General features: G+C 72.2%; 22 protein-coding genes and 1 pseudogene. 8 read left to right on the top strand and 15 right to left on the bottom strand.

All coding sequences use genetic code 11. The features are described 5' to 3' along the window. Positions 1–259 precede the first annotated feature (259 nt). Positions 260–1,237: a magnesium transporter CorA family protein gene (locus MET2598_RS0119135; RefSeq protein WP_018261979.1), complete on the bottom strand. Its 978-nt coding sequence runs from the start codon at positions 1,235–1,237 to the stop codon at positions 260–262. Between the two features lie 189 nt (positions 1,238–1,426). Here MET2598_RS0119135 and groES point away from each other — a divergent pair, with 189 nt between their 5' ends. From groES to MET2598_RS0119120, 3 genes are all read left to right on the top strand, one after another. After that, positions 1,427–1,714 carry a co-chaperone GroES gene (groES, locus tag MET2598_RS0119130; protein ID WP_012331670.1) on the top strand — a complete coding sequence of 96 codons (288 nt, stop codon included), beginning with the start codon at positions 1,427–1,429 and terminating at the stop codon, positions 1,712–1,714. Positions 1,715–1,813: 99 nt separating this feature from the next. Next, positions 1,814–3,451: a chaperonin GroEL gene (gene groL, locus MET2598_RS0119125; protein ID WP_018261978.1), complete on the top strand. Its 1,638-nt coding sequence runs from the start codon at positions 1,814–1,816 to the stop codon at positions 3,449–3,451. A gap of 225 nt (positions 3,452–3,676) precedes the next feature. After that, the gene (locus MET2598_RS0119120; RefSeq protein WP_018261977.1) at positions 3,677–4,015 is read left to right on the top strand and encodes a hypothetical protein; all 339 of its coding nucleotides are present in this window, start codon (positions 3,677–3,679) and stop codon (positions 4,013–4,015) included. Positions 4,016–4,034: 19 nt separating this feature from the next. Here the strand turns inward: MET2598_RS0119120 and MET2598_RS0119115 are convergent, their stop codons facing one another. Then, positions 4,035–4,826 carry an enoyl-CoA hydratase/isomerase family protein gene (locus MET2598_RS0119115; protein ID WP_018261976.1) on the bottom strand — a complete coding sequence of 264 codons (792 nt, stop codon included), beginning with the start codon at positions 4,824–4,826 and terminating at the stop codon, positions 4,035–4,037. A 181-nt stretch (positions 4,827–5,007) separates the two neighbouring features. Here MET2598_RS0119115 and MET2598_RS43435 point away from each other — a divergent pair, with 181 nt between their 5' ends. After that, positions 5,008–5,133, top strand: a complete 126-nt coding sequence (locus tag MET2598_RS43435; RefSeq protein ID WP_018261975.1) for a hypothetical protein — start codon at positions 5,008–5,010, stop codon at positions 5,131–5,133. 231 nt (positions 5,134–5,364) lie between these two features. Here the strand turns inward: MET2598_RS43435 and MET2598_RS0119105 are convergent, their stop codons facing one another. From MET2598_RS0119105 to MET2598_RS42900, 3 genes and pseudogenes are all read right to left on the bottom strand, one after another. Next, entirely contained in the window at positions 5,365–6,141 is a 777-nt protein-coding gene (locus MET2598_RS0119105) for a hypothetical protein (protein WP_018261974.1), read from the bottom strand. 1,050 nt (positions 6,142–7,191) lie between these two features. Continuing rightward, the gene (locus MET2598_RS0119090; protein WP_018261973.1) at positions 7,192–8,505 is read right to left on the bottom strand and encodes a sensor domain-containing diguanylate cyclase; all 1,314 of its coding nucleotides are present in this window, start codon (positions 8,503–8,505) and stop codon (positions 7,192–7,194) included. 555 nt (positions 8,506–9,060) lie between these two features. Further along, positions 9,061–9,442, bottom strand: a pseudogene (locus tag MET2598_RS42900) (hypothetical protein); the annotation flags it as partial. 102 nt (positions 9,443–9,544) lie between these two features. On the opposite strand from MET2598_RS42900, the gene MET2598_RS39475 reads away from it, so the two are divergent. Then, on the top strand, positions 9,545–9,706 hold the full coding sequence (locus MET2598_RS39475; RefSeq protein ID WP_018261971.1) for a CsbD family protein: 162 nt from the start codon (positions 9,545–9,547) through the stop codon (positions 9,704–9,706). Between the two features lie 167 nt (positions 9,707–9,873). Here the strand turns inward: MET2598_RS39475 and MET2598_RS0119075 are convergent, their stop codons facing one another. Next, positions 9,874–11,694 carry a PAS domain-containing sensor histidine kinase gene (locus tag MET2598_RS0119075; RefSeq protein WP_018261970.1) on the bottom strand — a complete coding sequence of 607 codons (1,821 nt, stop codon included), beginning with the start codon at positions 11,692–11,694 and terminating at the stop codon, positions 9,874–9,876. A gap of 112 nt (positions 11,695–11,806) precedes the next feature. Continuing rightward, positions 11,807–12,052, bottom strand: coding sequence for a heavy-metal-associated domain-containing protein (locus MET2598_RS0119070; protein WP_012331677.1), 246 nt, complete (start codon positions 12,050–12,052; stop codon positions 11,807–11,809). A 330-nt stretch (positions 12,053–12,382) separates the two neighbouring features. Between MET2598_RS0119070 and MET2598_RS0119065 the strand changes: the two genes are divergently transcribed. After that, positions 12,383–13,903 (top strand): EAL domain-containing protein, encoded by a 1,521-nt coding sequence (locus MET2598_RS0119065; protein WP_018261968.1) that lies wholly within the window; start codon positions 12,383–12,385, stop codon positions 13,901–13,903. A gap of 7 nt (positions 13,904–13,910) precedes the next feature. Here MET2598_RS0119065 and MET2598_RS0119060 read toward each other — a convergent pair whose 3' ends face one another. Further along, entirely contained in the window at positions 13,911–14,870 is a 960-nt protein-coding gene (locus tag MET2598_RS0119060) for a hypothetical protein (RefSeq protein WP_018261967.1), read from the bottom strand. Positions 14,871–14,953: 83 nt separating this feature from the next. Here MET2598_RS0119060 and MET2598_RS36915 point away from each other — a divergent pair, with 83 nt between their 5' ends. Continuing rightward, positions 14,954–15,430 carry an ABC transporter permease subunit gene (locus MET2598_RS36915; protein WP_018261966.1) on the top strand — a complete coding sequence of 159 codons (477 nt, stop codon included), beginning with the start codon at positions 14,954–14,956 and terminating at the stop codon, positions 15,428–15,430. A gap of 404 nt (positions 15,431–15,834) precedes the next feature. On the opposite strand, the gene MET2598_RS0119050 is transcribed toward MET2598_RS36915, so the two are convergent. The 7 genes from MET2598_RS0119050 to MET2598_RS0119020 form a co-directional block, all read right to left on the bottom strand. Beyond that, positions 15,835–16,560 carry a cytochrome b/b6 domain-containing protein gene (locus MET2598_RS0119050; RefSeq protein WP_012331680.1) on the bottom strand — a complete coding sequence of 242 codons (726 nt, stop codon included), beginning with the start codon at positions 16,558–16,560 and terminating at the stop codon, positions 15,835–15,837. Further along, positions 16,557–16,994, bottom strand: a complete 438-nt coding sequence (locus MET2598_RS0119045) for a c-type cytochrome (protein WP_018261965.1) — start codon at positions 16,992–16,994, stop codon at positions 16,557–16,559. Before MET2598_RS0119045 ends, MET2598_RS0119050 begins: the two co-directional genes overlap by 4 nt. A 399-nt stretch (positions 16,995–17,393) precedes the next feature. Next, positions 17,394–19,067 (bottom strand): SpoIIE family protein phosphatase, encoded by a 1,674-nt coding sequence (locus tag MET2598_RS0119040; protein ID WP_018261964.1) that lies wholly within the window; start codon positions 19,065–19,067, stop codon positions 17,394–17,396. A 44-nt stretch (positions 19,068–19,111) separates the two neighbouring features. Then, a complete protein-coding gene (locus tag MET2598_RS0119035; RefSeq protein WP_012331683.1) occupies positions 19,112–19,930 on the bottom strand; it encodes a GGDEF domain-containing protein in 819 nt (272 codons plus the stop codon). Further along, positions 19,927–20,316 (bottom strand): DUF1987 domain-containing protein, encoded by a 390-nt coding sequence (locus tag MET2598_RS0119030; protein WP_012331684.1) that lies wholly within the window; start codon positions 20,314–20,316, stop codon positions 19,927–19,929. The genes MET2598_RS0119035 and MET2598_RS0119030 overlap by 4 nt, the downstream gene beginning before the upstream one ends. 16 nt (positions 20,317–20,332) lie before the next feature. After that, positions 20,333–20,887, bottom strand: a complete 555-nt coding sequence (locus tag MET2598_RS0119025; RefSeq protein WP_012331685.1) for a SiaB family protein kinase — start codon at positions 20,885–20,887, stop codon at positions 20,333–20,335. 283 nt (positions 20,888–21,170) lie between these two features. Next, positions 21,171–22,424, bottom strand: coding sequence for an ABC transporter substrate-binding protein (locus tag MET2598_RS0119020; RefSeq protein ID WP_012331686.1), 1,254 nt, complete (start codon positions 22,422–22,424; stop codon positions 21,171–21,173). Positions 22,425–22,661: 237 nt separating this feature from the next. Here MET2598_RS0119020 and secA point away from each other — a divergent pair, with 237 nt between their 5' ends. Further along, positions 22,662–25,538, top strand: coding sequence for a preprotein translocase subunit SecA (secA, locus tag MET2598_RS0119015; RefSeq protein ID WP_018261962.1), 2,877 nt, complete (start codon positions 22,662–22,664; stop codon positions 25,536–25,538). Positions 25,539–25,635 lie beyond the last annotated feature (97 nt).

The raw sequence follows: 25,635 nt of genomic DNA, 5'->3' as shown, positions 1-25,635 counted from the left end.
GCCCGAACCGTGGCGGCATCCTCCCCCGCGCGGCCGGCCCCGGCCTTGACCTGAGTCAAGCGCGGCCGGCGCTCCCGCTCCTCCGCGCCGGCATCCGGCTCGCGGCGGGCGGCCGGCGGCGAGGCCGCGCCCGCGTCCGGCCAACGGCGCAGAACGCCGACGCATCGGGCCGCCGACCCTCACGACTCGGCGACGCAGGCCAACGGCGCGGCGACCGTGCGAGACCGCAACCAGCGCTCGCGAGACATCCCCGCTCGGATCAGAACCAGCCCCTCAGCTTGAACCACAGGGCGGGCGCGAGCGCGCTCAGCGCGATCACGGCGAGCCCGTAGGGATAGCCCCAGGCCCAGTCCAGCTCCGGCATGTGCTTGAAGTTCATGCCGTACATCGACGCGACGAGCGTCGGCGGGATGCCGATGATCGACACCACCGTGAGCACGCGAAACGTGTTGTTCTGCTCGATGTTGATGAGGCCGAGGGCCGCGTCGAGCAGGAACTGCACCGTCTCGGAGAGCCGGGTCTCGAACTCCTCCAGCGAGGCGATGTCGAGGTGCAGCGTGTCGAGATGGGCATGGTCCTCCGGGCCGAGCCAGGCCTCCGCCTCGCTCGCCACGTAGGGCACCATCTGGTCGAGGCCGACGAGGGCGGAGCGCAGCTTGGCGAGGGCCTTCCCCCGGCGCCCGATCTCGCCGAGGATCCGGCGCAGGGCGAGGTCGCGCCGCTTGGGCGCCGAGGCCTCGCCGTGCCCCGCGTCGAAGTGGAAGACCCGGGTCGAGAGCGCGTCGAGCGCGTCGCTCATCGCCTCCAGGCTGTCCGCCATGGCGTCGACGAGTTCGGCCATCAGGGCGGTGAGCACCCCGACGCTGGTCTCCAGGCCGTCGCGCTCGGCCTGGCGCTGCTTGACCGCGTCGAAGGCCGCGAGCGGCTGGAAGCGGATCGAGACCAGCCGCTCGCGGGTCAGCACGAAGCCGAGCGGGCGAAGCCCGAGATCGCCCGGAACGAAGGACACCATCGGGGTGCTGAGGTAGAGCGCGTCGCGCCGCCGCCGCAGGCGGCTCGACCGCTCGACCTCGCTCAGGGCCGCGCGGCTGGGCACCTGGAGCCCCGTCGCCTCCTCGGCGAGCGCGATCTCGGTCTCGCTCGGATCGACGAGGTCGAGCCAGACCCCGTGAGGCGGCGGCGCCGCGCAGGCCTCGCCTTCGGCCACGACGCCGCCGGGGCCGTGCAGGGTGATCATCGGGGAAGGATCCTGGTGGGCCGGCTTGTTGGCGCAGAACGTCTTGACTTGCCCGAAGGGTCCGCATAGGTCAGCCGCGGCTCTGGCACTCACCGAAAGTGAGTGCTAACAGGCCGCGCCGACACCGTGCGGCCGCACCGACGCCGAGGCACCATCGCCAAGTCCTTGTGGGAAGCAAGAGGGCAGCACATGCAATTCCGTCCGCTGCACGACCGCGTGGTCGTCCGTCGCATCGAGAGCGAGGAGAAGACCAAGGGCGGCATCATCATCCCGGACACCGCCAAGGAGAAGCCCCAGGAGGGCGAGATCGTCGCCGTCGGCCCGGGCGCCCGCGACGAGACCGGCAAGGTGACCCCCCTCGACGTGAAGGCCGGTGACCGCGTGCTGTTCGGCAAGTGGTCGGGCACCGAGGTCAAGATCGACGGCCAGGACCTCCTGATCATGAAGGAGTCCGACATCATGGGCGTGCTCGCGTAAGGCGGCCCGGAATTCCGCCGCGACCCCCGCGCCGCCCCCGCGAGGCGGGCGCCGCGCCGGGGATCGCGCAAGACGACGATCGAACAGAGAGGTTTGGACATGGCAGCGAAAGACGTTCGTTTCGCCTCCGACGCCCGCGAGAAGATGCTGCGCGGCGTCGACATCCTGGCGGATGCGGTCAAGGTGACGCTCGGCCCGAAGGGCCGCAACGTGGTGATCGAGAAGAGCTTCGGGGCTCCGCGGATCACCAAGGACGGCGTGACGGTCGCCAAGGAGATCGAGCTCGCCGACAAGTTCGAGAACATGGGCGCCCAGATGGTGCGCGAAGTGGCCTCGAAGACCAACGACCTCGCGGGTGACGGCACCACCACGGCGACCGTGCTGGCCCAGGCCATCGTCAAGGAAGGCGCCAAGTACGTCGCCGCCGGCATGAACCCGATGGACCTCAAGCGCGGCATCGACCTCGCCGTCACCGCGGTCGTGAAGGACATCCAGGGCCGCTCCAAGAAGGTCTCGGCCTCCGAGGAGATCGCCCAGGTCGGCACCATCTCGGCCAACGGCGACAAGGACATCGGCCAGATGATCGCCCAGGCGATGCAGAAGGTCGGCAACGAGGGCGTGATCACGGTCGAGGAGGCCAAGACGGCCGAGACCGAGCTCGACGTCGTCGAGGGCATGCAGTTCGACCGCGGCTACCTCTCCCCGTACTTTATCACGAACGCGGAGAAGATGATCGCCGAGCTCGAGGATCCCTACATCCTGATCCACGAGAAGAAGCTGTCGTCGCTGCAGGCGATGCTGCCGGTGCTCGAGGCGGTGGTGCAGACCGGCAAGCCGCTGCTGATCGTGGCCGAGGACATCGAGGGCGAGGCGCTGGCCACGCTGGTGGTCAACAAGCTGCGCGGCGGTCTGAAGGTGGCGGCCGTGAAGGCGCCGGGCTTCGGCGACCGGCGCAAGGCGATGCTGGAGGACATCGCGATCCTGACCGCCGGTCAGATGATCGCGGAGGATCTCGGCATCAAGCTGGAGAACGTGACGCTCCCGATGCTCGGGCGGGCCAAGCGGGTGCGGATCGAGAAGGAGAACACCACGATCATCGATGGGGCCGGGGAGAAGGCGGACATCGAGGCGCGGGTGGCGCAGATCAAGGCGCAGATCGAGGAGACGACCTCGGACTACGACCGGGAGAAGCTGCAGGAGCGCCTGGCGAAGCTGGCCGGGGGCGTGGCGGTGATCCGGGTCGGCGGCGCGACCGAGGTCGAGGTCAAGGAGAAGAAGGACCGCGTCGACGACGCGCTCCACGCGACCCGCGCGGCCGTGGAGGAGGGCATCGTCCCGGGCGGCGGCGCCGCCCTGCTGCGGGCTCGCGAGGCCATCAAGGACCTCAAGAGCGACAACGCCGACGTCCAGGCCGGCATCAAGATCGTCCTCAAGGCGCTTGAGGCCCCGATCCGCCAGATCGCCGCGAATGCCGGCGTCGAGGGCTCGATCGTGGTCGGCAAGGTCGCCGAGAACGGCTCGGCCACGTTCGGCTTCGACGCGCAGAACGAGACCTACGTCGACCTGATCCAGGCCGGCATCGTCGACCCGGCCAAGGTCGTGCGCACCGCCCTGCAGGACGCCGCCTCGGTGGCCGGCCTGCTGGTGACGACCGAGGCGATGGTCGCCGACGCGCCCAAGAAGGAGGCCCCGCCGGCCATGCCGGGCGGCGGCGGCATGGGCGGCATGGACTTCTGAGGTCCACTCGCCACCACGAGACGGAGAGGCCGCCGCGAGGCGGCCTCTCTGCGTTCGGGCCCCCGGTCGGCCCCGGCGACGGGTCGCCGCCGCCGCGCCTCGCTCAATCGGCGCGCGGGCGCGCCCGGCCAAGTCGTCGCGCGGGCGCGGTCAGTCCGGCGGCCTGCGGAGACTGCAAAGCGTTCCGATGACGGGCCGGTAACTTCCGTCCGCTAACCTAGGGGCATGCGGATCACGATCATCTCCCTTGCCCTGCTCCTCTCCGCGGCCTCCGCCGAGGCGCAGACGCTGGAATTGGATCAGCGCCTGCGCAGCTGCCTGTTGGAACAGGCGCAGCAGAGAACGAGCGAATCCAGGAAGGATGGCGAGAAGCCCGACCTCAAGCAGCAGGCGGGTCAGCTTCTCGGCCGCTGCGGCACCGATGTCGGGGCGTGGCTCTATGCCTGCCGGGCGGAGCGCAGCGAGCCCGATTGCAGCCGCGGGGCGGACGTCCGCGCCGTGGCGGCGCTGCAGGGCGGCAAGGGCGCCGGCGGGGAGGGGAGCAAGGGCGGCGGCGGCCACTGACCGCCGCGCTGGGGCGCCCTCAGCGCCCCTTCCACTGCGGCGGGCGCTTGCCCAGGAAGGCCTCGATCCCCTCGCGGAAATCCTCGCTCGTGTAACACATCAGGATCAGGTCGTCGCCCGCCTCGGAGGGGACCGCCTGGATGCGGCGCAGCCCCTCCTTGGTGGCGCGCAGGGTCAGCGGGGCCTGGGCCGCGACGGTGAGGGCGAGCGCCTCGGTGCGGGCCGCGAGCGCGTCCGCGTCCGGCACGACCTCGTGCAGGAAGCCCGCCGCCTTCGCCTCCTCGGCCTCGTAGAGCCGGCCCGTAAAGATCATCTCCTTGACCCGGGCCGCGCCGACCAGGCCCGAGAGCCGCGCGAGGCTCGACAGCGAGAGGCAATTGCCGAGGGTCCGGGCGATCGGGAAGCCGAACCGGGCCTCCGCGGAGGCGACGCGCAGGTCGCAGCAGGCCGCGATCGCCGCCCCGCCGCCTGTGCAGGCCCCCGCGACCGACGCGATGGTCGGGACTTGGCAGGTCTCCAGGGTCGACAGGATGCGGTCGATGCGCCGCTCGTAATCGAGCGGGTCCTGCGGCGTCGTGAAGGCGCGGAACTGGGCGATGTCCGTCCCCGCCGCGAAGGCCTTGCCGCCGGCCCCGGAGATGACGAGCACCCGCACCGAGGGATCCTCGTTGACGCGCGCGCAGAAGGCGGCGAGGTCCTCGTACATCGCGAAGGTGAGCGCGTTGCGCGCCTGCGGCCGGTTGAAGGTCGCGCGGGCGATGCCCCCGTCGATCGAGACCAGCAACTCGTCCGTCCGTCCCTCGCTGCCCATCTGGCGCACTCCCTGATCTGTCTCGTCCCGGGTTAGCGGCCCGGCGCCCCGCCCACAAGCGCCGGTCCGGGCCGCGCCGTCCCGCGGACCGCCGCGCGGGTGGACAAGGTCCGGCGCGACCTCCGCCGCCACGCTTGCCGTGCTGTGCGCGGGCCGGATCAGGGGCGAGGGAGACGGGACGATGCGCGCGGCCGTGGTGATCGCCGGATGGGCCCTCGGCTTGGCCGCCGGGGCGGCGCAGGCCCAGGTGAACACCGACGACCTCGTGCCCTGCGTGCCGGAGGGCGAGGTCCGCGTGATGCCCTGACCGACCACCGTCTTCTCCGGCGTTCCGGGCAGGACGGCCGGCCCTTCCCGCAGGGCGGCCAAGTCGCGTGCAACAACCAGAATTTCGGCGACCCGGCCCCCGGCCAGACGAAGACCTGCTTCGACGCGCGCCGCAGCGAGCGCTGATCGGAGCGGGCCCGGCGGCGTTCGGCGGTGACGCCGGCGGCGGGCCCGCAACGGAGTGGCCCTCGCCGGATGCGGACGGGTCCGCTCAGGCGCGCAGCCAGACCTCGTAGCAGGCGGTGGCATCGGCAAGGTTGGACCGCTCCCGGAGTGCCGCCAGGAACGACGTGTCGGTCATCTCCCGAAGCGTGGGATTGAGTGGGCATGTCTGGACGAAGACGGCATCGGCCTTCGCCAGGTAGGCGCGTGCCTCGTCGACCGTCAGCTTGCCGACCGTCCGCAAGGGATCGAGCCAGAGTTTGGTGCCGGGCGTGGGAGAGGCGCCGAGAAGGCGGCCGAAAGGTTCGACGTAGCCGATCGTGGTCACCCGCATCGGCGGGTGGACGAGGTTGCGCCGTCGCACCAACTCGCCCATGGCCGCGACCTCGCGCGCCCATGCGAGGCTCATCGCGGGTTCGGTCGCGTTCAGGCCGCCCGCGAAGGCGGAATCGGCCCCTTGGACGATCACCTTGGTTGCCTCGGGGCCGTGCCAGAGGGCCGTGTAGCGATCGGCGACCGTGCTGGTCCGCTGCGGGACGAGCGCGCGCCCGATCACCGCGTCGAGTGCGGGCTCGCGCCTCATGGAGGCGAGGTGATGGACCGCCATCGTGCTCCCGCGGCGCAGGATGGACTCCGCCAGAGGGTAGCCCGCGGTCACCAGGAGAGCGACGACGAGTGCGCTCGCCCCATGATCGCCCCGGGATGGGCGGGGCGGTCGGGCCGAGTCTGCGGCGAATCCGCCGAGCGGACCGAAGGCCAGGACGATGACCGGGAACAGGGCGAGGTTGCCGGTGCCCTGGCTCTCGGTCGCCAGAACGGCCAGCACCGCCGCGGCGATCGGACGGTCTTGATCTCTCGGCGAATAAACGAGCGTAGAAAATTGCAGTAATTAACTGATATAAATGGTGCTTTTACACCTGAAATAATCGTATAACTCATATCGAAATCCATAATAGATTTCTGTGAAATTGCTCTGTTTGGTCGAATTAATAATATGAGGTAATCTGCAATATGTCATATCTAGCTTGCATAATCGCATGCTGTCATAGCACTGTTGCCAATTATCTATGATGCATCGCCATCATGCTAATCCGTAATCGGCTTCGCTTGATTCTTCTCGAACTCTTGATAGGATGGCATCATCGCTGTGGCGGAGCAATCCCTTTTGTACCCTAACGTAATAAAGCGCTATTAGGCAATCAGCTTGGTATGAAACTCCGCCTGTGCCGCCTGAATTCAACGTGCGAAGAAAATAAAACGAGAGATGTAGTCAAATTTCATGATGATCGACACTCACATCGAAGCTCCCTCTATGGCAGCGAAGAGGTGTGACAAGACCCAAGGGCGCATTTCGGCGAATCCCAGGATGTCGCGCATCGACGACCTGAGGTGCAGTCTGCGAGACGTCCCACGACAAGACCAAACGAAGGCGCTCCGCAGAGTGGTCGTACAGGCAACGCCAGCGCGAGGACCACGCCCTATCTCCGGCCGCGCGGGCGGCCGGCCAACGCCGACGTGTCGCGCCAGGATCGCTTGCCTCCGGGCCGGGCGAGCACCCTCTCGCGAGGCGTGCATGATCTGCGCCTTTCGCGCCGCCGCTCGCGCGGTAATCCGGCCCGCCGCGTGGCGGGGCGGGGAGCGCGTCGCCTCGACACACCCCTTCGCGCCCGGTCGGGCCGCCCGACCGCGCGGATTCGCGTGCCTCATCGAGAAGGGGCGATCCCGCCCGGGAGCGGAACCCCGCGCCGGGCCGCGCTCACACGCGGTCCGGTTGATGGCTTCGCCATCTCCCATTTCGGCAATGCGGATGTCGGCGTGGCTCAGGCGCCGCGCAGGCGTGTGAGCCGGGATCCGCTTCGATCAAGCCGATCCCGGATCAGGCCCCGGCGCGCGCGCGGGCAGAGTGCGGGGCGAGGCGCACGACGCCGCGCCCCGCCGCCTTGGCGGCGTAGAGCGCCTGGTCTGCCAGCCGGTAGAGTCCCTCCCCGTCGAGACTGTCGCGCGGGGCGAAGGCGACCCCGATGCTCACTCCCACGGTGAGCGGGGGAAAGCCCGCGAGGGCGAAGGGGGCGTGGAGCGCCTCGATCAGGCGGCGGGCCATGGCCTCGGCATTGACCGGCTGGTTCGTGCGGGTCTGGAGGATCACGAACTCGTCCCCGCCGATCCGCGCCGCCGTGTCCTCGGTCCGGATGATGCGCCGGATCCGCTCGGCCGCGGCGCACAGGAGCGCGTCGCCGGCCGCGTGGCCGAAGCGGTCGTTCACCTCCTTGAAATGGTCGAGGTCGAGGCAGAGCAGCGCGAAGGCGCCGCCGTAGCGCTGCACCAGGGCCAGTTCCTGCTGCAACCGGTCGCGCAGCAGCAGGCGGTTCGGCAGGCCCGTGAGCGCGTCGTGGAGCGCCAGATGCGCGATCCGGCTCTCCGCCTCCTTGCGCTCCGAGATGTCGCGCACCGCCGCCACGTAGCCGGTGGGCAGGCCCGTCCCGCCCTCGCGCATCACGCTGAACGTCGCCTCGACCCAGACGAAGCGGCCGTCCTTGCGCCGGTAGCGCTGCCGGCCCACGACCCGGTCGGCCTCGCCGCGGCTCACGCGATCGAGCAGGGCGCGGTAGCCCGCCGCGTCGTCCGGGTGGACGCCGTCGATCGGGCGGGTGCCGACGAGTTCCTCGGGCGCGTAGCCGAGGAGGGGGAGCGAGGCCGGCGAGACGTAGCGCCGGGTCGTGTCCGCGTCGGCGAGCACGATCATGTCGGAGGCGCTCTCGGCCAGGAGCCGGAAATGCGCCTCGCTGGTGCGCAGGACCGCCTCGGTGTGGCGCAGGCGCAGATGCGCGCCGACGATCGCCGCGAGATCCGCGAGGCGCGCGCGCTCCTCGGGCGAGACGCGGCGCGGGGTCGGGCCGAGCACGGCCAGCACCCCGAGGCGCAGGCCCGGAGCCAGGATCAGCGGAACTCCGGCGAAGAACCTCAGGAAGCTCCCGCGCCCCCGGCCCGCCTCGGAGACGCGCGGATCCTCCGCCGCATCCTCGACCACCAGCACCTCGTCGCCCAGGAGGACCTGCGCGCAGAGCGCGGCCGCCCGGGGCGCCTCCGCGGCCGGGAGCCCGCACGCCGCCTCGATCCGGTGGCCCTCCGCCCCCGCGCGCGACACCAGGGCGGCCGGCAGGCCGAGCAGGGCCGCGGCCGTGCGGCACATCGCGTCGAGGTGGGACTCCGCCCCACTTCCGAACGGCCGCGGACCCCACGCCGGATCCGGGCGTCTCGTCACAGCAGCAGTCGAAACGGACATGCGGCCTGCCTGCAAGTCTGCCGATCGATCAGGATGAACCGACCCCGCTGTTGTAGAGCGGCTTCCGAAAAAATCCCTTAATCGGCTCCTGGACGGCCCGGATTCTTCCGGAAGTTCCAGATCTTAGGCCCAATTGGGGAGCCCCGTGGGTGTCCTGCGGCCGGCGAAGACCGAGACGGCGGAGATCACATCTCCGACATGGCTATGCCGGATTAGCTATGTCTGTCAAAGATTGTAAAAGTCTCGATGGTGTTTTCGGTGTGACTGCGCGGTCAGATTGTGATGACGTAAGGATAGAAGCATTGCCTGATATTTTGCGTCAAGGCGCTGTCCATGAAGGCCAAACTTGCCGGGATTGACGCCGCGTGGCGGCCCCGAGCGGCCGGACAGGGGCAAGGGGTGGGATGCGCTCAGGGCCCGGGGCGCAGGATCAGCCGGTTCCGCGAGGCGCCGAGCACCGCCCGGTCCGCCTCGGCCGGCCGCCTCCTCCATGCCGATCCCCTCCTGCCTCGCGACCAGCGCCTCCGCCTCGACCACGAGGTGGCTCGCAGGGGTGCCGTCCCGCCGGATGCCGAGGTCGCCCGAGGAGCCGAACACCGCCTTGCCGACGAGCGCTGCCGGGCCTTCGCGGACGCGGCCCGCGAAGTCGCGCCCGGGGGTGCGGGGCGGAGGCGCGGGGCGGAGGTGCGGGGCGGAGGTGCGGGGCGGAGGTGCGGGGCGGGGGTCCGGGGCGGGGGTCCGGGGCGGGGGTCCGGGGAAAGACCGCGGAGGGCATCGGGCCGAGCGCCGCCTTGGCGTCGGAGGGGTTCACGGCCGCGGCCTCGCCGGCGACCAGGGCCTCGTCCGCGCGGGCGCGGCCGATCTCCCGCCCATCCGGGATCCTCTCGGCGCTGCCGGGCCGGGCCGATCCGGGGCCGGCGCCGGGACCGCGGACCTGATCGAGGGCATGGCCGACGAGGCGGCCGGCCACGCCAAGCAGGGGATCGACGGCCTCACGGGCGACCGGAAGCTTCAGGCCGAGGGGAGGGCGCAGGAGCTGAAGGGCCGAGCGCTGAAGGGGCTCGGCGAAGCCAAGGACGCCGTCGAGGCGATCCGCGAGACGTTCTGACCGGGCAGGCCCCGGCCCGGCCGGGGCGGCCCCCGGCGCGGGGCGCTCGGCGACGACGAGGCGGCCCGCTGGCTCGGCTGCGAGCCCGGCACGGTCGAGAGCCGGCTCGGCCGGGGCCGGGCGCGCCTCGCCGCCCTGGTCGGCGGGGACGCGGCCTGAGCCGGGCCTCAGCTCGCGCGCAGCAGCGGCACGGCGCCGGGCTCGGCGAGCGGGGCGGTGCGGATCGGCACCGGGCCGCCGCTGCGCGGCCCGCCGCGGCAGTCGAGCGGCAGCACCACCACCACGCGGGTGCCGCGGGCGACCGAGCTCTCGAGCAGCAGCTCGCCGTCGTGCAGGCCGACGAGGCCCCGCACCACGGAGAGCCCGAGCCCCGTGCCCTCGTGCATCCGCGCATAGGCCGCCGAGTCGCCCGCCTGGAAGAACGGATCGCCCAGCCGCGGCAGGTCGGCCTCCGCGATGCCGACGCCGGTATCGGTGACGGACATCTCGATGCGGTCGTAGATCGCCCTCACCGCGACCGTGATCCGCCCGCCCCGCGGCGTGAACTTCACGGCATTCGACAGCAGGTTGATCAGCATCTGGCGGCAGGCGCGCGGATCCGCCGTGAGTTCCGGCAGGTCGCGGGGGACGTCGCGCATCAGCTCGATGCCGCCCTGGTCGGCGCGCAGCTGCATCAGGTCGCAGCAGCCGTTGACCAGGGCGCGCAGGTCGAACGGTTCCGGCGCGAAGTCGAAGCTGCCGCTCTGGATCTTGGTGAGGTCGAGGAGCGCGTTCACGACCTCCAGGAGGTGCCGGCCGGAGCCGTGGATGATCGCCGCGTATTCGCGCTGCCGCTCCGGCGGCAGGGCGAGGTTGGCCTCGGCCGAGAGCATCTCGGAGAAGCCGATGATCGCGTTGAGCGGGGTGCGCAACTCGTGGCTGACCACCGCGAGGAAGCGGCTCTTGACCGCGTCGGCGCGCTCCGCCTCGGCGCGGGCCCGCTCCATCTCCTCCGCGTGGCGGCGCTGCTCGGACACGTCGCGGGTCACCGCCACCACGGCGCTGTGGTGGGGAGCGCCGGCCCGCGCGCCGGGCGGCACCCGGTGGGCGCGCATCTCGACCCAGATCACCCGGCCCGCCTCGCCCGAGGCCGCGAGGTCGGTGTGCAGGCGCACCTGCACGGTCACCGGCCCGTCGAGGCTGCCCGCGTCGCTGATCGCCTTCAGGAAGGCCGGCCGGTCCTGGACGTGGATCCGGCCGAGGAGGCCGCGGCCGAGGAGCGTCTGCGGCGCCGCCCCGGCCAGGCGCAGCGCCCCGCGGCTCGCCTGGACCACGCCGCCGCCGCGGTCGTGCCAGGTCACGAGGTCGTCGATGACGTCGAGGAGCAGGGCGTTGCGCGCCGAGGCCTGCTGGAGGCGGTCGTTCCAGCTGCCCTCGCGACGCCGGAATTCGAGCGCCAGGGAGAGCACGTGGCAGATCGCCGTGACGGCGAAGACCGGCATCGCCAGGGCCGCCGACCAGGCGAGCGGGGGTTCCGCGGGCGGGTCCAGGCAGGCGATCGCGACCGCCGCCGCCGCCGCGATCCCGGCCGCCGCGATGGCGGCCCGGTGGGTGCCGGCCATCAGCGCCTCGATCGGGATCAGCGCGAGCCAGAGCGTCGCGGCCGAGACCGGACCCCCGGTGAGCTGCGCGAGGCAGACGATGAAGCCCGCATGGGCCGCGGCCGAGAGGGCGTGCGCCGGGGTCAGCCGCCCCGTCCGGGCGAGCAGGAAGGCCGCCACCACCGGCAGCATGAGGCAGACGGCGACGCCCGCCTCCAGCAGCGACGGCACCCCCCGCCAGAGCAGGTAGGGGGGCAGCAGCGCCATGCTCACCGCGCCGGTCGCGAGGCGCGAGATCAGGAAACGCTCGTGGCGGCCCCGCTCGCCGGATTCCTCCGAGACGGAGTCGTGCACGAGGCCCGCGAGGCGGGCGTCGATCAGGGTCGCCAAGGCCTTGTTGATACGCACACCGCCACGCCAGCACCGGGGACCCACGAGGCCTCCAGCACCCCTCGACTCCAACGCCCCGACCCTCGCAGAGCCGGCTTAAACGATCGTTAGACGAGGCGGCGCGGCCGGCTCAGCCCGTCATGGCACGGGCCTCGTAGCCGGCCCGGGCCAGCGCCTGCGCCACGTCGAGGGCCTGCGCGTCCGTGGTGACGCTCACCCGGCCCTGGCCGAGATCGACCGCGACCGCCGCCTCGGGGTCGAGCCGCCGCAGCGCCCGGGTGACGGCCTCGACGCAGCCGCCGCAGGTCATTCCCTCCACCTGCATCAGCAGTTCCACGCGCTCGCCCCCGCCGGGCTGCTGTCCCTGATGCGCCATGATCCGCACTCCTGAAATCCGCGCCCCCGCCGGGCGGGGCGGCCGCCGGGGCCGCCGGGCGGATGTCGGGCCGGCCGCGCCCCGGGGCAAGGGGCGCAGGGCAAGGGGCGCAGGGCAAGAAGCACAGGGCAAGGGACGCGGCGCGAGGGGCGCGGCGCGAGGGGCGCGGCGCGAGGGGCGCGGCGCGAGGGGCGCGGGGCGCGCGGCGCCGCAAGAAGCCCGGGGACGTGACCGGGCGCCCGCTTGCGGGGGCCGCGAGGCTCGGCGACAAGTTCGGGACATCCGGGCCCATGGGCCCGCCGGTCCGCGAGTTTCGGGAGGTGCACCGCCATGGCCCTGACGACCGGCCGCCGTGCCGAAGGGCCGTCCGCGGGTCTCGTCTCCCTCTGCCTCGCGGCGCTGCTCGGCGGCGGCCTCTGCCTCACGGTGGCGTTCCTCTCCGCGCCCGCCCTCGGCGTGGTAGCGGGGCTCGCCCTGGTCTGGAGCATCGCCGCCAGCGTGGCGGCGGGTCTCGGCTGGCGGGCCGCCCGGCGCGCCGCCGCGCAGGCCGAGAAGCTCTCGGGCGAGGTCGATCTCCTGTCGCGGCGCCTGCTCGCCCTGGAGCAGCGCCCGGCCCCGGCGGCGGGGCCGGAGCCGCCGCGTCAGCAAAGCGGCGAGGCCGATCTCTCGGAACTGACCGCCGAGATCGGGCTCCTCGGCAGCATCGTGCGCGAGATCGCCGTGACGGTGGCGGCCCAGGACCAGGAGATCGCGCGGCTGAAGCAGCCGCCCCCGCCGCCGCCTCCCGCCTCCAAGAATCCCATTCCCGAGCGTCCCGCTCCCGAGGCTCCTCGCCCGCCCGCTTCCGAGCCGGGGATCCGCCCGCGGAGCGAGGCTCCGCCGCGGAGCGAGGCTCCGCCGCGGAGCGAAGCTGCGCCGCGGGGTCGGTCCCTGCCGGGGGAGCAGGCCGCGCCGCGCCCCTTCGTGCCGGAGCCCGCCCTGCCGCGCCCGGTCGCCTCCGGCGCCGAGGCGCGGCGGCGCGAGCAGGCGATCCTGGAGGCCCTGACCCAGGGCGGGCTCGAAGTGCATCTCCAGCCCATCGTCAGCCTCCCCCAGCGCAAGGTGGCCTTCTACGAGGCGCTCACCCGCCTGAGCCTCGGGGAGGCGCGGCTCACCCCGGCGGAGTTCATCCCGACGCTCGAACGCCACGGCCGCACCACGGAACTCGACCGGCTGATGCTCGCGCGCGTGACGGCGATCGGCCGTCAGCTGGCGGCGCGGGGCAGCACCGCCGCGGTGGCCTACGCGCTCTCGCCGAGTTCGCTGTTCGAGCCCGGCTTCCTGCGCGGGCTCGGCCGGCTGATCGAGGCGCATCCCGAACTCGCCGGGCGGATGATCCTGGCGCTGCCCCAGCGCAGCCTGCGCAGCCTCGACGGCGAGCAGAGCGCGGCGCTCGCCGCCCTGCGCGGGCGGATCCCCCTCGCCCTCGACCGGGCGGGGGACCTGCGCTTCGACGGCTCCGCCCTCGCGGCGCTCGGCATCGCCTACGCCAAGGTGCCGGCGGACCTGCTGCTCGGCCGGCGCGGCGGCACCCCGGAGGTCGCGCCGGAGGACCTCGCCGCGGCCCTGGCGCGCGCGGGCATCCGGCTGATCGCCGAGGCCGTGGAGCGCGACGCCGACGTGCCAGACCTGATCGACCTCGACCTGCCGCTGGCCCAGGGGGACGTCTTCGCCGCGCCCCGGATCGTGCGCCCCGAGGTGCTCCAGCCGCCGGAGGCGCCCCCCGAGCCGGAGCCGCCCGACCCCGCGCCGCCGGCCGAGGACCCGCCGGTGCGGCGCTCCTTCCGGGATTTCCTGCGCCGGGCGGTGTAGGGGCGCCTCAGCGTCCGGGCCAGTCCCGGTAGGCGAGGCGCCGGGCGGCGCGGCGCACCCGGTCGGCCGGGGTGAGGCCGAGCACCCGCGCCCGGTAGGCCGGGTCGCCGACGATCCGGGCCAGATTGTCCGAGAGGGTGCGGGCGAAGCCGGTCATGCTGAAATTCGCCTCCCAGAGCGCCCGGCAGCGCCGCTGGCGCGCCGGCACGTCGTCGTCGCGCCAGACCGCCCGGATGGCCTCGACCAGCTGTCGGCGGCTCGCGGCCACGACGAGCGTGTCCTCGAACCGGCCGGCGCGGACCTGCGGCAGCAGGCCGCCGGTGTCGAGCATCACCGGGATCCGGCCCCGCGACAGGACCTCGTACATGCGCACGGTCCAGTTGCCGATGCCGCGGTCGCAGACCACGAAGTCCGACTGCTCGATGTTGGCGGCGAATTCGGCGGCGGCCTGCTCGACCGGCAGGCCCTGGGCCCAGAACTTGTCCCGGATGATGTAGTTCGAGGTGAAGCCCGGGGTGCGGGCGAGATGCGCGAGCGTGCGCCGCCGCGTGCCGCGGTTGCGCAGGGTGCCGCAGAAGCCGATCACCGGCGTCGCGCCCGGCGGCTTCTCGACGATCCCCTCCGGATGCGTGATCCAGACGTAGGGCAGGATGAATTCGTGCGGCAGCCGCCACGCCCGCGTCAGGCCGGTGCGGTAGACGATCGCGTCCCGGCCCGGCGCGTCGATGATGACGTCGTAGTCGGTCTGGGCGAAGACGACGAGGGGCTTGCCGCCCCCCTCGACGACGCCCTCGACCCGGCAATGGACATGCGTGCGGGCGTCGCGGACGAGGCTCGGGACCACCACGAGGTCGCTCTCCGCCTCGCTGCCCACCCGCTCCAGGGCGGCGTGCGACAGGAAGATGCGCAGGAACGGGTCGGGCTCGGCCGGGAGGAAGATCTTCGGGAGTCTGTCGCCTTCGTCCACGGTCGTCCGTCCGCCCGCCGCACCGGGGCTCGTCTAGAGCAGGATCCGATCGCGTTGCAATCGGGGGCTGCTCTAGGTTCTTGATGTTGCCGCATTTTCTGCGACGGACCGGTGGCCCCTCCTGCGGGCGGTGCGCGAGCGCATGGCCCTGCCTGGCGGCCGCCGGGCTCGTCGTCGGGGCGGCGAACCTCTTCCTGCCCTTCATGATCCTGCCGATCTATGCGGTGATCCGGCTGATCGACCCGCGCCTCTCGGAGGCGCCGGCGACGCTCGGGGCCGCGCCCCTGCGCCGCTTCCGCGCCGGGACGCTGCCTCTGACCCTGCCGGGGCTCGTCTCGGGCGCCGCCTTCATGGTCTCGCTCGCGGTGCCGATGTACGTGGTGCCGAGCCTCGCCATCGGCGACCGCTTCCAGACGCTCGCGACGCTCACGGGCCGCGCCTTCCCGTTCATGCGCAACGAGGAACTGGCCTCGACCGCCGCCACGATCCTGCTCGTCCTCGCGGTTGCGATCGTGGTCGGTTCGACGCCGCCGGCGCGCCGCCTGGGGGGCAGCGCATGACGCTCACCGAACGGGCGGCCTGCGCCGCCATCTGCATCGCGGCGATCCTGGCCGCCCCGTTCCTGATCGCCCCGCTCGCCGTCACGGTCGCGGTCTCGTTCGGGTCGAGCCCGGTCTTCACCCGGCCGCCGCCCGCCTGGTCGACGCGCCGGTACGAGCGGATCCTCACCTCCCGCGACCTCTGGCCGGCGGCCCTCACCTCGCTCAGGGTCGCCCTCCTCTCGACCGGCCTCGCCCTCGTGGTCGGGACGCTCCGCGCCATCGCGGTGGTGCGCGGCCGCTTCCTGGGCCGCGAGGCGCTCGTCACCCAGCAACGACATGCGCTTCCAGCGCGGGGGCGGCTACGGCGCGACGCGATCGCGGCCCCTTGGCTGCGCGCCGCGACGGGCCGCCGCCCCCGCGCCTCAGCGCAGCACGCTCGCCCCCGCCGCCCGCAATCCCGCATAGACGAGGCCGGAAGCGGCGGCGAGGCAGAGGAGCGCCCGGGCATTCGGCGCCATCCGGCCCTCCGCGCCGTCGTGGAAATCCGCCTCCGGCTTGCGGCCGGTGACCATCGCCCGGACGACGCGGTCTTTCAGGACGAGTTCGTAGGTCAGGTTCGCCAGCACGTGCAGGGCGGCGAGGCCCAGGATGATCCAGAAGCCCCGCGCATGGTAGAAGGCCGCGCGGCCGTTGAGCCAGTCGGACCCGACCTTGACGAGCGGGCCCTCCGCGACGGCGTCGTCGCTGGTGAACAGGCCCGTCCCCGCCTGGGCGGCGGCCGCGAGCAGCAGCAGGACGATCATCACGCTGCCGAGCGGGTTGTGGCCCCGGTAATGCGGCCTCGCCCCGGCGAGGGCGGCCCGCAGATAGGCGCCGACGCGGCCCGGCGTGGGAAGGAAGTGGGCGAACCGCGCCGTCTCCGACCCGACCAGGCCCCAGATCAGCCGGAAGATCAGCAGGCACAGGATGGCGTAGCCGTTCAGCCGATGCAGGTAGAGCGTGGGATCGTGGCTGAAGCGCTGCGTCGCGTAGGCGCTGAGGATCAGCGCCACGAGACCCCAGTGGAACAGGCGCGTGGGCAGGTCCCAGACCTTGATCCCGGCGCGCCGGGACGCCTCCCGCGGACCGGACGACCTGATCTCCGTCATTTCTTGAGGCGGTATTCCTTGTGGCAGGCGCCGCACTGCGCGACGACCTTCGGCATCGTCGCCGCGAAGGAGGCCTGGTCGGTGATGCTGCCGAGGGCCGAAGTCGAATCCGCCGCCAGCTTCGTGAAGCGCGCCGCGACGTCGTCCTTGTGCGACCAGATCGCCGGCAGGGCCTCGGTGTCGCGGCCGCTCTTCGAATCCTCCGGGAACAGGTCGGGCAGCTTCCTCGCCCCCTCGGCGTAGGTCGCCAGGGCCGTCTTGACGGGGGCGATGTCGAACGGCGCCTCGCCCTTCAGGATCCCGGCCACCGGCTTCGTGACGTCGCCGAAGGATTTCAGGATCTTCTTGCGCGCGTCGATCGCATCGAGATTTTGGGCTTGGGCGAGACAGGAACCGAAAACGCTGAGCAGCAGGGCGACGAGGACGCGTTTCAAGACGGTCTCCTGGGTCATCGAAAGGCGCTTTACCCAAAGAAACGCGAACCGGATTTCCGTCGCGCCTCATTGTCGGCATCAGGCCCAACCGTCCCCACTCTGTCAAGCGGGTGCGCGAAGCCGACGGAGGATGGTGGAGATACGACGCAGAGAGATGTCCGGCCGCCCGCGCGCCCGATCCACCCGTGCCGCGCCGAGAACCCGAGCCGGAACGATCGGACGGAGCGCGCGCCGATCTGGCCGTGACGGCCGCGACATTCCGATTTGTCGGGCGCTTGCCCGCGATCGACGCTGCGGATCCGCGCGGTGCAAAGCGTCCATCGGGAATGTCGCGCCTCTCCTGGCGGCGGGCGGCAGGGCGCCGCAAGCGTGACCGCAGCAAGCGCGGGGCCCGCCCCCTCAGGCCGCATCCTGCGCGGGCCAGGGATCCGCGGCGGCCTGCGTCGCGCGGAAGGCGACGAGCGTCATGTCGTCCCGCCGCGCCTCGTCGCCGCGATAGGCGGCGAGATCGGCCTCGAGCCCGGTGAGCTGCTCGGGCAGCGACCGCCTGGCGCGGGCCGCGAGCCGCGCCGCGACGCCGGCATGTCCGATGAGGCGCGGCCGGGCACCGGGAGAGGGCGCTCCCATCTGGTCGGTGATGCCGTCCGTCATCAGGTAGAAGCCCGTCCCCGGCGCGACGGCGATCACCTGATCCTCCGCGGGCGCGGTCCCGCGGCCCGCCGGCGGCTCCCGCCCGCCATCCGGATAGCCGAGGCCCCGGCGCGCGCCGCGCTCGCGGGTGACGACCCCGTCGCGGATGACCGTGAGCGACAGGCCGGCCCCGGCGAAGCGCAGGCGGCGCGCGGCGGGGTCGTAGACGCAGATCCCGCAATCGAGTCCGTCGTCGGATTCCGCCCCGCGCCCGTCCTGGCGCAGCTGCGCGCGCACGAGGGCGTCGAGCCCGGCGAGCAGGGCGGCGGGCGAGCGCAGGCCGCGCTCGTGCAGGAGCCGGTCCAGGGCCGTCGCCACGATCAGGGTCAGGAAGGCGCCCGGTACCCCGTGCCCGGTGCAATCCGCCACCACGATGACCGCGAGCCCGTCGATCTGCTCCAGCCAGAAATAGTCGCCGCCGACGAGGTGCAGCGGCTCCCACAGCACCGCCACGTCGAGCCCCGACCCGGCGAGCGCGGCGCGGTCCGGCAGGACCGAGGCCTGGATGCGGCGCGCGTAGGCGATGCTCTCGATCACCTGCCGGTTCGCCTGGGCGAGCTCCGCGTGGGCGCTCTCGAGCGCCTGCAGGAGCCGCTTGGCCTCGTCGCCGCTGCGCAGGCCCTCGACCATGCGGTTGAAGGCCGAGGTGATCGCGTCGATCTCGTTGCTCGGCCGGGCGGCGTCCCCGAGATCGACCGCGGTCCAGCGCTTGTGCTCGACCGCGCGCATCGCCCCGAGCAGGCGGGCGAGGGGCGCGAGCACGTGGCGGCGCACGGTGGCGTGGAGCGTCAGCACGAAGGCCAGCATCAGCACGAGGCTCGTGCCGAGGGCGAGCAGCGCCTGGCGCCAGGCATTGTCCCGCAGGGATTCCGCCGAGAGGGCGACCGTGAGGGTGCCGCCGGCCCGGCCGTCGCCGGGCGAAGCGACGTCCGCGCTCGCCTGGATCAGGTCGAAGGCGCGCCGCGGCGTCTCGCCCGCGCTCGCGATCAGGCGGCCCTCGGGGTCGCGCAGGGCGGCGGAGCGGAAGGCCGGATCGAGGGCGAGGGCCCGCAACGGGCCGGCGAGCGCCTCGGGGGCCCCGGCGAGGCCGGGCCGGGCGAGCGCCGCGGCGGTGATCCCGGCGAGCAGGGACGCCCGCTCGCCGTAGAGCCGCAGCTGGTCCAGGTACGAGACGAGGGCGATGCCGATCTGCGTCAGCAGCACCACCACGGCGATGACCGGGTAGATGCGCAGGAACAGGGTATGGGCGAGGCTGTCGAGGTTGCGGCCCCGCGCGGCGCCCCGCAGGGCGCCGGGCCGCATGATGTCCGCGACCCGGTCCCGGTCGGCCGCGGCCGCGGCGAGGCTCCCCGGCAGCGGCACCTCGCCCCGACGCAGCGGCATGGCTCCCCGCAGCGCACCGCGGCGGGGGAGCGGAACGGCCCCGCTCACGAGGCCGGCTCGCAGGCGACGCGGTTGCGCCCTGCCGCCTTGGCGGCGTAGAGCGCCGCGTCGGCGCGGTTGAGCCACTCCGCCAGCGCGTCGCCGGGGCGCAGGACCGCGAGGCCGAGGCTCGCCGTGATGGCGAGCGGCCCCTTCTCCGAGGCGACGCGCGTTCCGGCCACGGCCGCGCGCAGCCGCTCCGCGAAGGCGAGGCCGGCCTCCCGGTCCGTCTCCGCGAGCAGGATGGCGAATTCCTCGCCCCCCATGCGCCCGATCCCGTCGCGCTCCCGCAGCAGCCCCCGGCAGGTCTCCACGAAGGCCACGAGGGCCGCGTCCCCGGCCGCGTGGCCGAAGGCGTCGTTGATCGTCTTGAAGCGGTCGAGGTCGAGCATCAGCAGGCAGGCCGGCAGGCCGCCGCTTCGGCCGCGCTCGGCCTCGCGGGCCCCGACCGCCAGGAAACGGCGGCGGGTCAGCGCCCCGGTCAGGTGGTCGGTGTCGGCGGCCCGCCGCAACTCGCCCTCGAGGCGGATGCGCTGCTCGATCTCCCCCGAGAGCGCCGCGTTGAGGGCCTGCATCTCGCGCTGCTGCTCCGCCAGCCGGGCATTGGCGCGCTGCAGGTCGCCCTGCATGCGGTCGCTCAGGCGCACGAGCCGGCGCTGCTCGCGGTAGCTGCGCCGGTAGGCCTGCGCGAGGTCGCGCACGCCGCCCGCCACTTCGGACAGGCGGTCGAGCATCAGGTCGGTGCGGGCGAGCACCGCCTCCTCGGTGCCGAACAGGCTGAAGGCGTCGGCGACCGGCGCCGGGGAGACCTTCCGCACGCTCACGCCCGCACCTCCCGCACCATCTCGAAGCGCGCGTGGGTGAAGTCCGCGGCGAAGTCCTCGCCCGCCTCCTCGATCGCGTCGTCGCCCTCGGCGAAGACCCAGCGCACGCAGACCGGCCGCCCCCCGGCCGCCGCGTCCTCGAGCGGCAGGAACAGGTTCATCAGGGCCTTGGCGCTCGACGAGTTGAAGTAGGCGAGCGCGATCTCCAGCGTCAGGGGCTCCGTCCCGCCCGCCGCCAGGTGCCCGCGCAGCGCCTGGAGCAGCGGCCCGAAGAAGGCCGCCGCGTCCTCCGGATAGGACTCGCCGCGGATCGCGAGCCGCCCCGCCGCGAAGTCGAACTCGACCTCGGGCGAACGACTGGTCGGCGGGATCTGGATGCGGTCCATCGCGAATCCTCGGCTCTCAGATGCGGGCCTTGAGGCAGAACAGGCTGAGCTCGTCGCCGATGTCCTGGAAGCCGTACTCGACCGGCGCGCTGGCCCGGCGGGCGATCTCGATCAGGCCGATGCTGCCCCCGAGGCTGCCCTCGTCCGGCGGCTGGCGCAGCTTCTCGCGGTAGTGGCGCTTCAGGTCCTCCGCCGAGAGAGCGGCGATGTGGTCGAGCCGCCCGCGCAGGGCCGCGACGTCCGCCCGCCGGACCTCGTTGGCGCAGACCACGACGAAGCGGCCGTCCTCGGCGCCGACCGCGATCATCCCGGCGCTCGCCCGCGGGCCCGCCGGGACCTCGCCCGCGGCCACCTTCCGGGCGGAGTAGCGGATGATGTTCTGCGCCTGCTCGACGAAGATCGAGAACACCCGCTTGGCGATCGAGGCGTCGGTCTCCTGCTGCTGCATGCGCAGCCTCAGCACCTCGCCCAGCGACATCATCACGTTCTCCGAGAGGTCGCCGCCGAAGGACAGCAGGACGCCGTTGCGCTTCGAGGCCTCGTAGAAGGAGATGAAGTCGTGTCCGAGCACCCGCGCCTCCCCGCCGGCCAGCACGGGGCGATGGTCGATGTCGCGCGTGCCGCACCCTCAGCGATAGCCGCGTGGCCTCACCAAAGTCTTAAGTGCGGACCCGAAGGTACCGTAAACCCGGCGCAGATCTGAGTTTCATCCGCGGAAGGGTGCGATGAATTTCGAGGCAATTTGACCAGTATATGTCCATCGGCCGAGACGTTTGCTGAGCGCGAGCTTCCCGGCGACGGTGCCTCCGCGGGAGGCGGCTCGCCGCCTCCCGCGATGACGGGCGCTCCGCGCCTCACTGCGTCAGCGGGCAGCCGCTGTCCTTGGGCGACAGGAACGCCTTCTCGCCGGGGATCGTGGCCAGGAGCTTGTAATAGTCCCAGGGCGCCTTCGACTCGGCCGGCGTCTTCACCTGGAACAGGTACATGTCGTGGACCATGCGGCCGTTCGCCTGCACCTTGCCGCCGCGGCCGAAGAAGTCGTCGACCGGCAATTCGCGCATCTTGCGGGCGACCGCCTCGGTCTCGTCCGTGCCGGCCGCCTTCACGGCCTTCAGGTAGTGGGTGACCGACGAGTAGGTGCCGGCCTGGATCATGCTCGGCATCCGCCCGAACCGGGCCATGTAGCGCTTGGCGAAGCCCCGGGCCTGATCGTCGAGGTCCCAGTAGTAGCCCTCGGTGAGCACGATGCCCTGGGCGGCCTTGAGCCCGATGCCGTGCACCTCCGCCAGGGTGAAGAGCAGGGCCGCGAGGCGCTGGCCGCCCTGGACGATGCCGAACTCCGCCGCCTGCTTGATCGAGTTCGAGGTGTCGAGCCCCGCATTGGCGAGGCCGATGACCTTGGCGCCCGAGCCCTGGGCCTGGAGCAGGAAGGAGGAGAAGTCCTGCGCGCTCAGGGGATGGCGCACGCTGCCGAGCACCTTGCCGCCCTTGGCCTCGACGAACTTCGTCGTGTCGGCCTGCAGCGCCGTGCCGAAGGCGTAGTCGGCGGTGATGAAGAACCAGGTGTCGCCGCCGTTCTCGACCAGGGAGCCGCCGGTGCCGACCGCCAGGGCGTGCGTGTCGTAGGCCCAATGGAACCCGTAGGGCGTGCATTGCTTGCCGGTGAGGTCCGTCGTCGCGGCCCCGTCCACGATGGTGATCCGCTTCTTCTCGCGCGAGAGCCCCTGCACGGCGAGGGCCACCGAGGAGGTGGTCAGCTCCATGATCGCGTCGACCTTGTCGGTGTCGTACCACTGGCGGGCGACGTTGGAGGCGATGTCGGGCTTGTTCTGGTGGTCCGCGTCGACGATCTGGACCGGCGCGCCGAGCACGCTGCCGCCGAAATCCTCGACCGCCATCCTGGCCGCCTCGACCGAGCCGCGCCCGCCGAAATCGGCGTAGACGCCCGACTGGTCGTTGAGGATGCCGATCTTGACGACGCCGTCCGAGATCCGGCCCGGGTCGGCCTGCTGGGCGAGGGCGCCCGGGCCGGCGACGAGCCCTTGGGCGGCGAGGAGCGCGAGGCCGAGCGCGGTGGTGCGGGCGAGCGCCCGGGTCAGGGTCCGCATGAGGTTTCTCTCCCGATCGGCGGACCCGGCCGGCCCGCCCTGTCGTTGGCGGCGCCGATAACAGGGCCGCGGGCGCGCCGAATCAAGCGTCCGCGCGCCCTCCGGCCGTAAGCCTTTCGGCGCAGGGCCGACCCGCCCGAGAGGCCCGGTCCCTTTCTGATGCGCGGACGCCTATATGGCTCTATAACGCGCGGCATCACGCTCGCGTCAGACGTTTCGATCGATCGCAGGTCCACGATGCTCGGTGCCATCGCCAAGAAGATTTTCGGGTCGTCCAACGACCGTCGGGTGAAGGGCTATCGGCCCCGGGTCGCGGCCATCAACGCCCTCGAGCCCGAGATGGAGGCCCTGAGCGACGAGGCCCTGCGCGCCCGCACCGACGCGCTCAAGGCCGAGGTCGCGGCCGGCAAGAGCCTCGACGACATCCTGGTGCCGGCCTTCGCCACCGTGCGCGAGGCGGCCAAGCGGGTGCTCGGCCAGCGGCATTTCGACGTCCAGCTGATCGGCGGCATGGTGCTGCACGAGGGCGGCATCGCCGAGATGAAGACCGGCGAGGGCAAGACCCTGGTGGCGACCCTGGCCACCTACCTCAACGCGCTCGCCGGCCAGGGCGTCCACGTCGTCACGGTCAACGACTACCTGGCGCGGCGCGACGCCGAGTGGATGGGCCGGGTCTACGGCTTCCTCGGCCTCAGCACCGGCATCATCGTGCACGGGCTCGACGACGCCGAGCGCAAGGCGGCCTATGCCTGCGACATCACCTACGGCACCAACAACGAGTACGGCTTCGACTACCTGCGCGACAACATGAAGTACGAGCTGGGCCAGATGGTCCAGCGCGGCCACGCCTTCGCGATCGTGGACGAGGTCGACTCGATCCTGATCGACGAGGCGCGCACGCCGCTGATCATCTCGGGGCCGATCGACGACCGCTCCGACCTCTACGTCGCCATCGACGCGCTGATGCCGCGGCTCGCGCGCGAGGATTACGACCTCGACGAGAAGCAGCGCACGGTCTCGCTCACCGAGAGCGGCAACGAGCACATCGAGGAGTTGCTGCGCGAGGCGGGGGTGCTGCGGGAGGGCGACCTCTACGACGCGCACAACATCACGATCGTCCACCACGTGAACCAGGCCCTGCGCGCCCACACCCTGTTCACGCGGGACAAGGACTACATCGTCCGCAACGACGAGGTCGTCATCATCGACGAGTTCACCGGCCGCATGATGCCGGGCCGGCGCTACTCGGAGGGCCTGCACCAGGCGCTGGAGGCCAAGGAGCGGGTCACGATCCAGCCCGAGAATCAGACGCTGGCCTCGATCACCTTCCAGAACTACTTCCGCCTCTACAAGAAGCTCGCCGGCATGACCGGCACCGCCTCGACCGAGGCGGACGAGTTCCAGGAGATCTACAACCTCGGCGTGGTCGAGATCCCGACCAACCGCCCGGTCGAGCGCGTGGACGAGGACGACGAGGTCTATCGCACGGCCGAGGAGAAGTACGCCGCGATCATCGCGGAGATCGACAAGGCGCATGCCCGCCATCAGCCGGTCCTGGTCGGGACGGGCTCGATCGAGCGCTCGGAGCACATCGCGGCCCTCCTGGAGAGGCACGGCTACCGGCCGCTCGACTACAGCAACCTCTCGGCCATGGAGGAGGTCTACGCGGCGGCCCGCGAGGGGCGGGTGACCAAGCGCTTCGCGGTGCTGAACGCGCGCTTCCACGAGCAGGAGGCCTACATCGTGGCGCAGGCCGGCGTGCCCGGCGCCATCACCATCGCCACCAACATGGCCGGCCGCGGCACCGACATCAAGCTCGGCGGCAACGTCGAGATGCGGGTGGCGCAGGAACTCGCTGAGGTTCCGGAGGGGCCGGAGCGGCAGGCGCGCGTCGAGGCGATCCGCCGGGAGATCGACGAGAACCGGGCCCAGGTGCTGGCCTCGGGCGAGCCGGCGGATCCGGAGGCGGGCCGCAAATCCGCCCTGCCGGGCGGGCTCTACATCGTCGGCACCGAGCGCAACGAGAGCCGGCGCATCGACAACCAGCTGCGCGGCCGCTCCGGCCGCCAGGGCGATCCCGGGCGCTCCAAGTTCTACCTGTCGCTCCAGGACGACCTGATGCGCATCTTCGGCTCCGACCGCATGGACGGCATGCTGCAGAAGCTCGGCCTGGAGCAGGGCGAGGCGATCATCCATCCGTGGATCAACAAGGCCATCGCCAAGGCGCAGCAGAAGGTCGAAGCCCGCAACTTCGACATGCGCAAGAACGTGCTCAAGTACGACAACGTGATGAACGACCAGCGCAAGGTGGTGTTCGAGCAGCGCCGGGAGTTCATGGCGCAGGAGAGCGTGCGCGAGACGGTGGACGAGATGCGCCACGGGGTCGTGGACGACGTGGTGGCGCAGCACATCCCGGAGGACGCCTATCCGGAGCAGTGGGACGTGGCGGGCCTGCGCGAGGCGATCGGCGCGCAGCTCAACCTCGATGTCCCGGTCGAGGACTGGGCCAAGGAGGAGGGGATCGCCGACGAGGAGATCCGCGACCGCCTGCGCAAGGCCGCCGACGAGGGCTACGCGGCCCGGGTCGAGCGCAACGGCCCCGACCTGATGGCCTACGTGGAGAAGCAGGTCCTGCTGCAGAGCCTCGACCACCTCTGGCGCGAGCACCTCGTGACCCTCGACCACCTGCGGCAGGTGATCGGCTGGCGCGGCATCGCGCAGCGCGACCCGCTCAACGAGTACAAGTCGGAGGCCTTCGAGCTCTTCAACGGCCTGATCGGCTCCCTGCGCGAGCAGGTGACCGGCCAGCTCATGCGCATCGAGATCATGATGCAGGAGCCGGAGGCCCCGAGCCTGCCGCCGATGTTCGCCCAGCACCTCGACCCGGTCACGGGCGAGAACGAGTTCGCGCTGCCGCAGGGCTCCGGCAGCTTCGGCGGCGGGGGCGGTGCCTTCGGCTACGCGGCGCAGGACCTCTCGGCGGACGCGGCGGTGCTGGAGCGCGACCCGACCGACGCCTCGACCTGGGGCCGCGTCGGCCGCAACGAGCCCTGCCCCTGCGGCTCGGGCAAGAAGTACAAGCACTGCCACGGCCGCTTCAGCGGCGAGGCGTGAGCGGCGCGGTCCCGGCCCCGCGCGGGCGCCGGGATCGCCTCGGCGGCCCCGCCTCGCCCGGCTGGGCCGTGCCCTGATGCAGGCAGATCACAGGCGG

The organism is Methylobacterium sp. WSM2598 (assembly GCF_000379105.1).
In the GTDB taxonomy this organism is placed as follows: domain Bacteria; phylum Pseudomonadota; class Alphaproteobacteria; order Rhizobiales; family Beijerinckiaceae; genus Methylobacterium.
This window is presented reverse-complemented; position numbering and strand designations above follow the sequence as displayed.

What these genes read in the sequence shown, in the direction of transcription:
- MET2598_RS0119135 (WP_018261979.1), bottom strand. Translation starts at nt 1,237, where the DNA reads ATGATCACCCTGCACGGCCCCGGCGGCGTCGTGGCCGAAGGCGAGGCC.
- groES (WP_012331670.1), top strand. Translation starts at nt 1,427, where the DNA reads ATGCAATTCCGTCCGCTGCACGACCGCGTGGTCGTCCGTCGCATCGAG.
- groL (WP_018261978.1), top strand. Translation starts at nt 1,814, where the DNA reads ATGGCAGCGAAAGACGTTCGTTTCGCCTCCGACGCCCGCGAGAAGATG.
- MET2598_RS0119120 (WP_018261977.1), top strand. Translation starts at nt 3,677, where the DNA reads ATGCGGATCACGATCATCTCCCTTGCCCTGCTCCTCTCCGCGGCCTCC.
- MET2598_RS0119115 (WP_018261976.1), bottom strand. Translation starts at nt 4,826, where the DNA reads ATGGGCAGCGAGGGACGGACGGACGAGTTGCTGGTCTCGATCGACGGG.
- MET2598_RS43435 (WP_018261975.1), top strand. Translation starts at nt 5,008, where the DNA reads ATGCGCGCGGCCGTGGTGATCGCCGGATGGGCCCTCGGCTTGGCCGCC.
- MET2598_RS0119090 (WP_018261973.1), bottom strand. Translation starts at nt 8,505, where the DNA reads ATGTGCCGCACGGCCGCGGCCCTGCTCGGCCTGCCGGCCGCCCTGGTG.
- MET2598_RS39475 (WP_018261971.1), top strand. Translation starts at nt 9,545, where the DNA reads ATGGCCGACGAGGCGGCCGGCCACGCCAAGCAGGGGATCGACGGCCTC.
- MET2598_RS0119070 (WP_012331677.1), bottom strand. Translation starts at nt 12,052, where the DNA reads ATGGCGCATCAGGGACAGCAGCCCGGCGGGGGCGAGCGCGTGGAACTG.
- MET2598_RS0119065 (WP_018261968.1), top strand. Translation starts at nt 12,383, where the DNA reads ATGGCCCTGACGACCGGCCGCCGTGCCGAAGGGCCGTCCGCGGGTCTC.
- MET2598_RS36915 (WP_018261966.1), top strand. Translation starts at nt 14,954, where the DNA reads ATGTTGCCGCATTTTCTGCGACGGACCGGTGGCCCCTCCTGCGGGCGG.
- MET2598_RS0119050 (WP_012331680.1), bottom strand. Translation starts at nt 16,560, where the DNA reads ATGACGGAGATCAGGTCGTCCGGTCCGCGGGAGGCGTCCCGGCGCGCC.
- MET2598_RS0119040 (WP_018261964.1), bottom strand. Translation starts at nt 19,067, where the DNA reads ATGCCGCTGCGTCGGGGCGAGGTGCCGCTGCCGGGGAGCCTCGCCGCG.
- MET2598_RS0119030 (WP_012331684.1), bottom strand. Translation starts at nt 20,316, where the DNA reads ATGGACCGCATCCAGATCCCGCCGACCAGTCGTTCGCCCGAGGTCGAG.
- MET2598_RS0119020 (WP_012331686.1), bottom strand. Translation starts at nt 22,424, where the DNA reads ATGCGGACCCTGACCCGGGCGCTCGCCCGCACCACCGCGCTCGGCCTC.
- secA (WP_018261962.1), top strand. Translation starts at nt 22,662, where the DNA reads ATGCTCGGTGCCATCGCCAAGAAGATTTTCGGGTCGTCCAACGACCGT.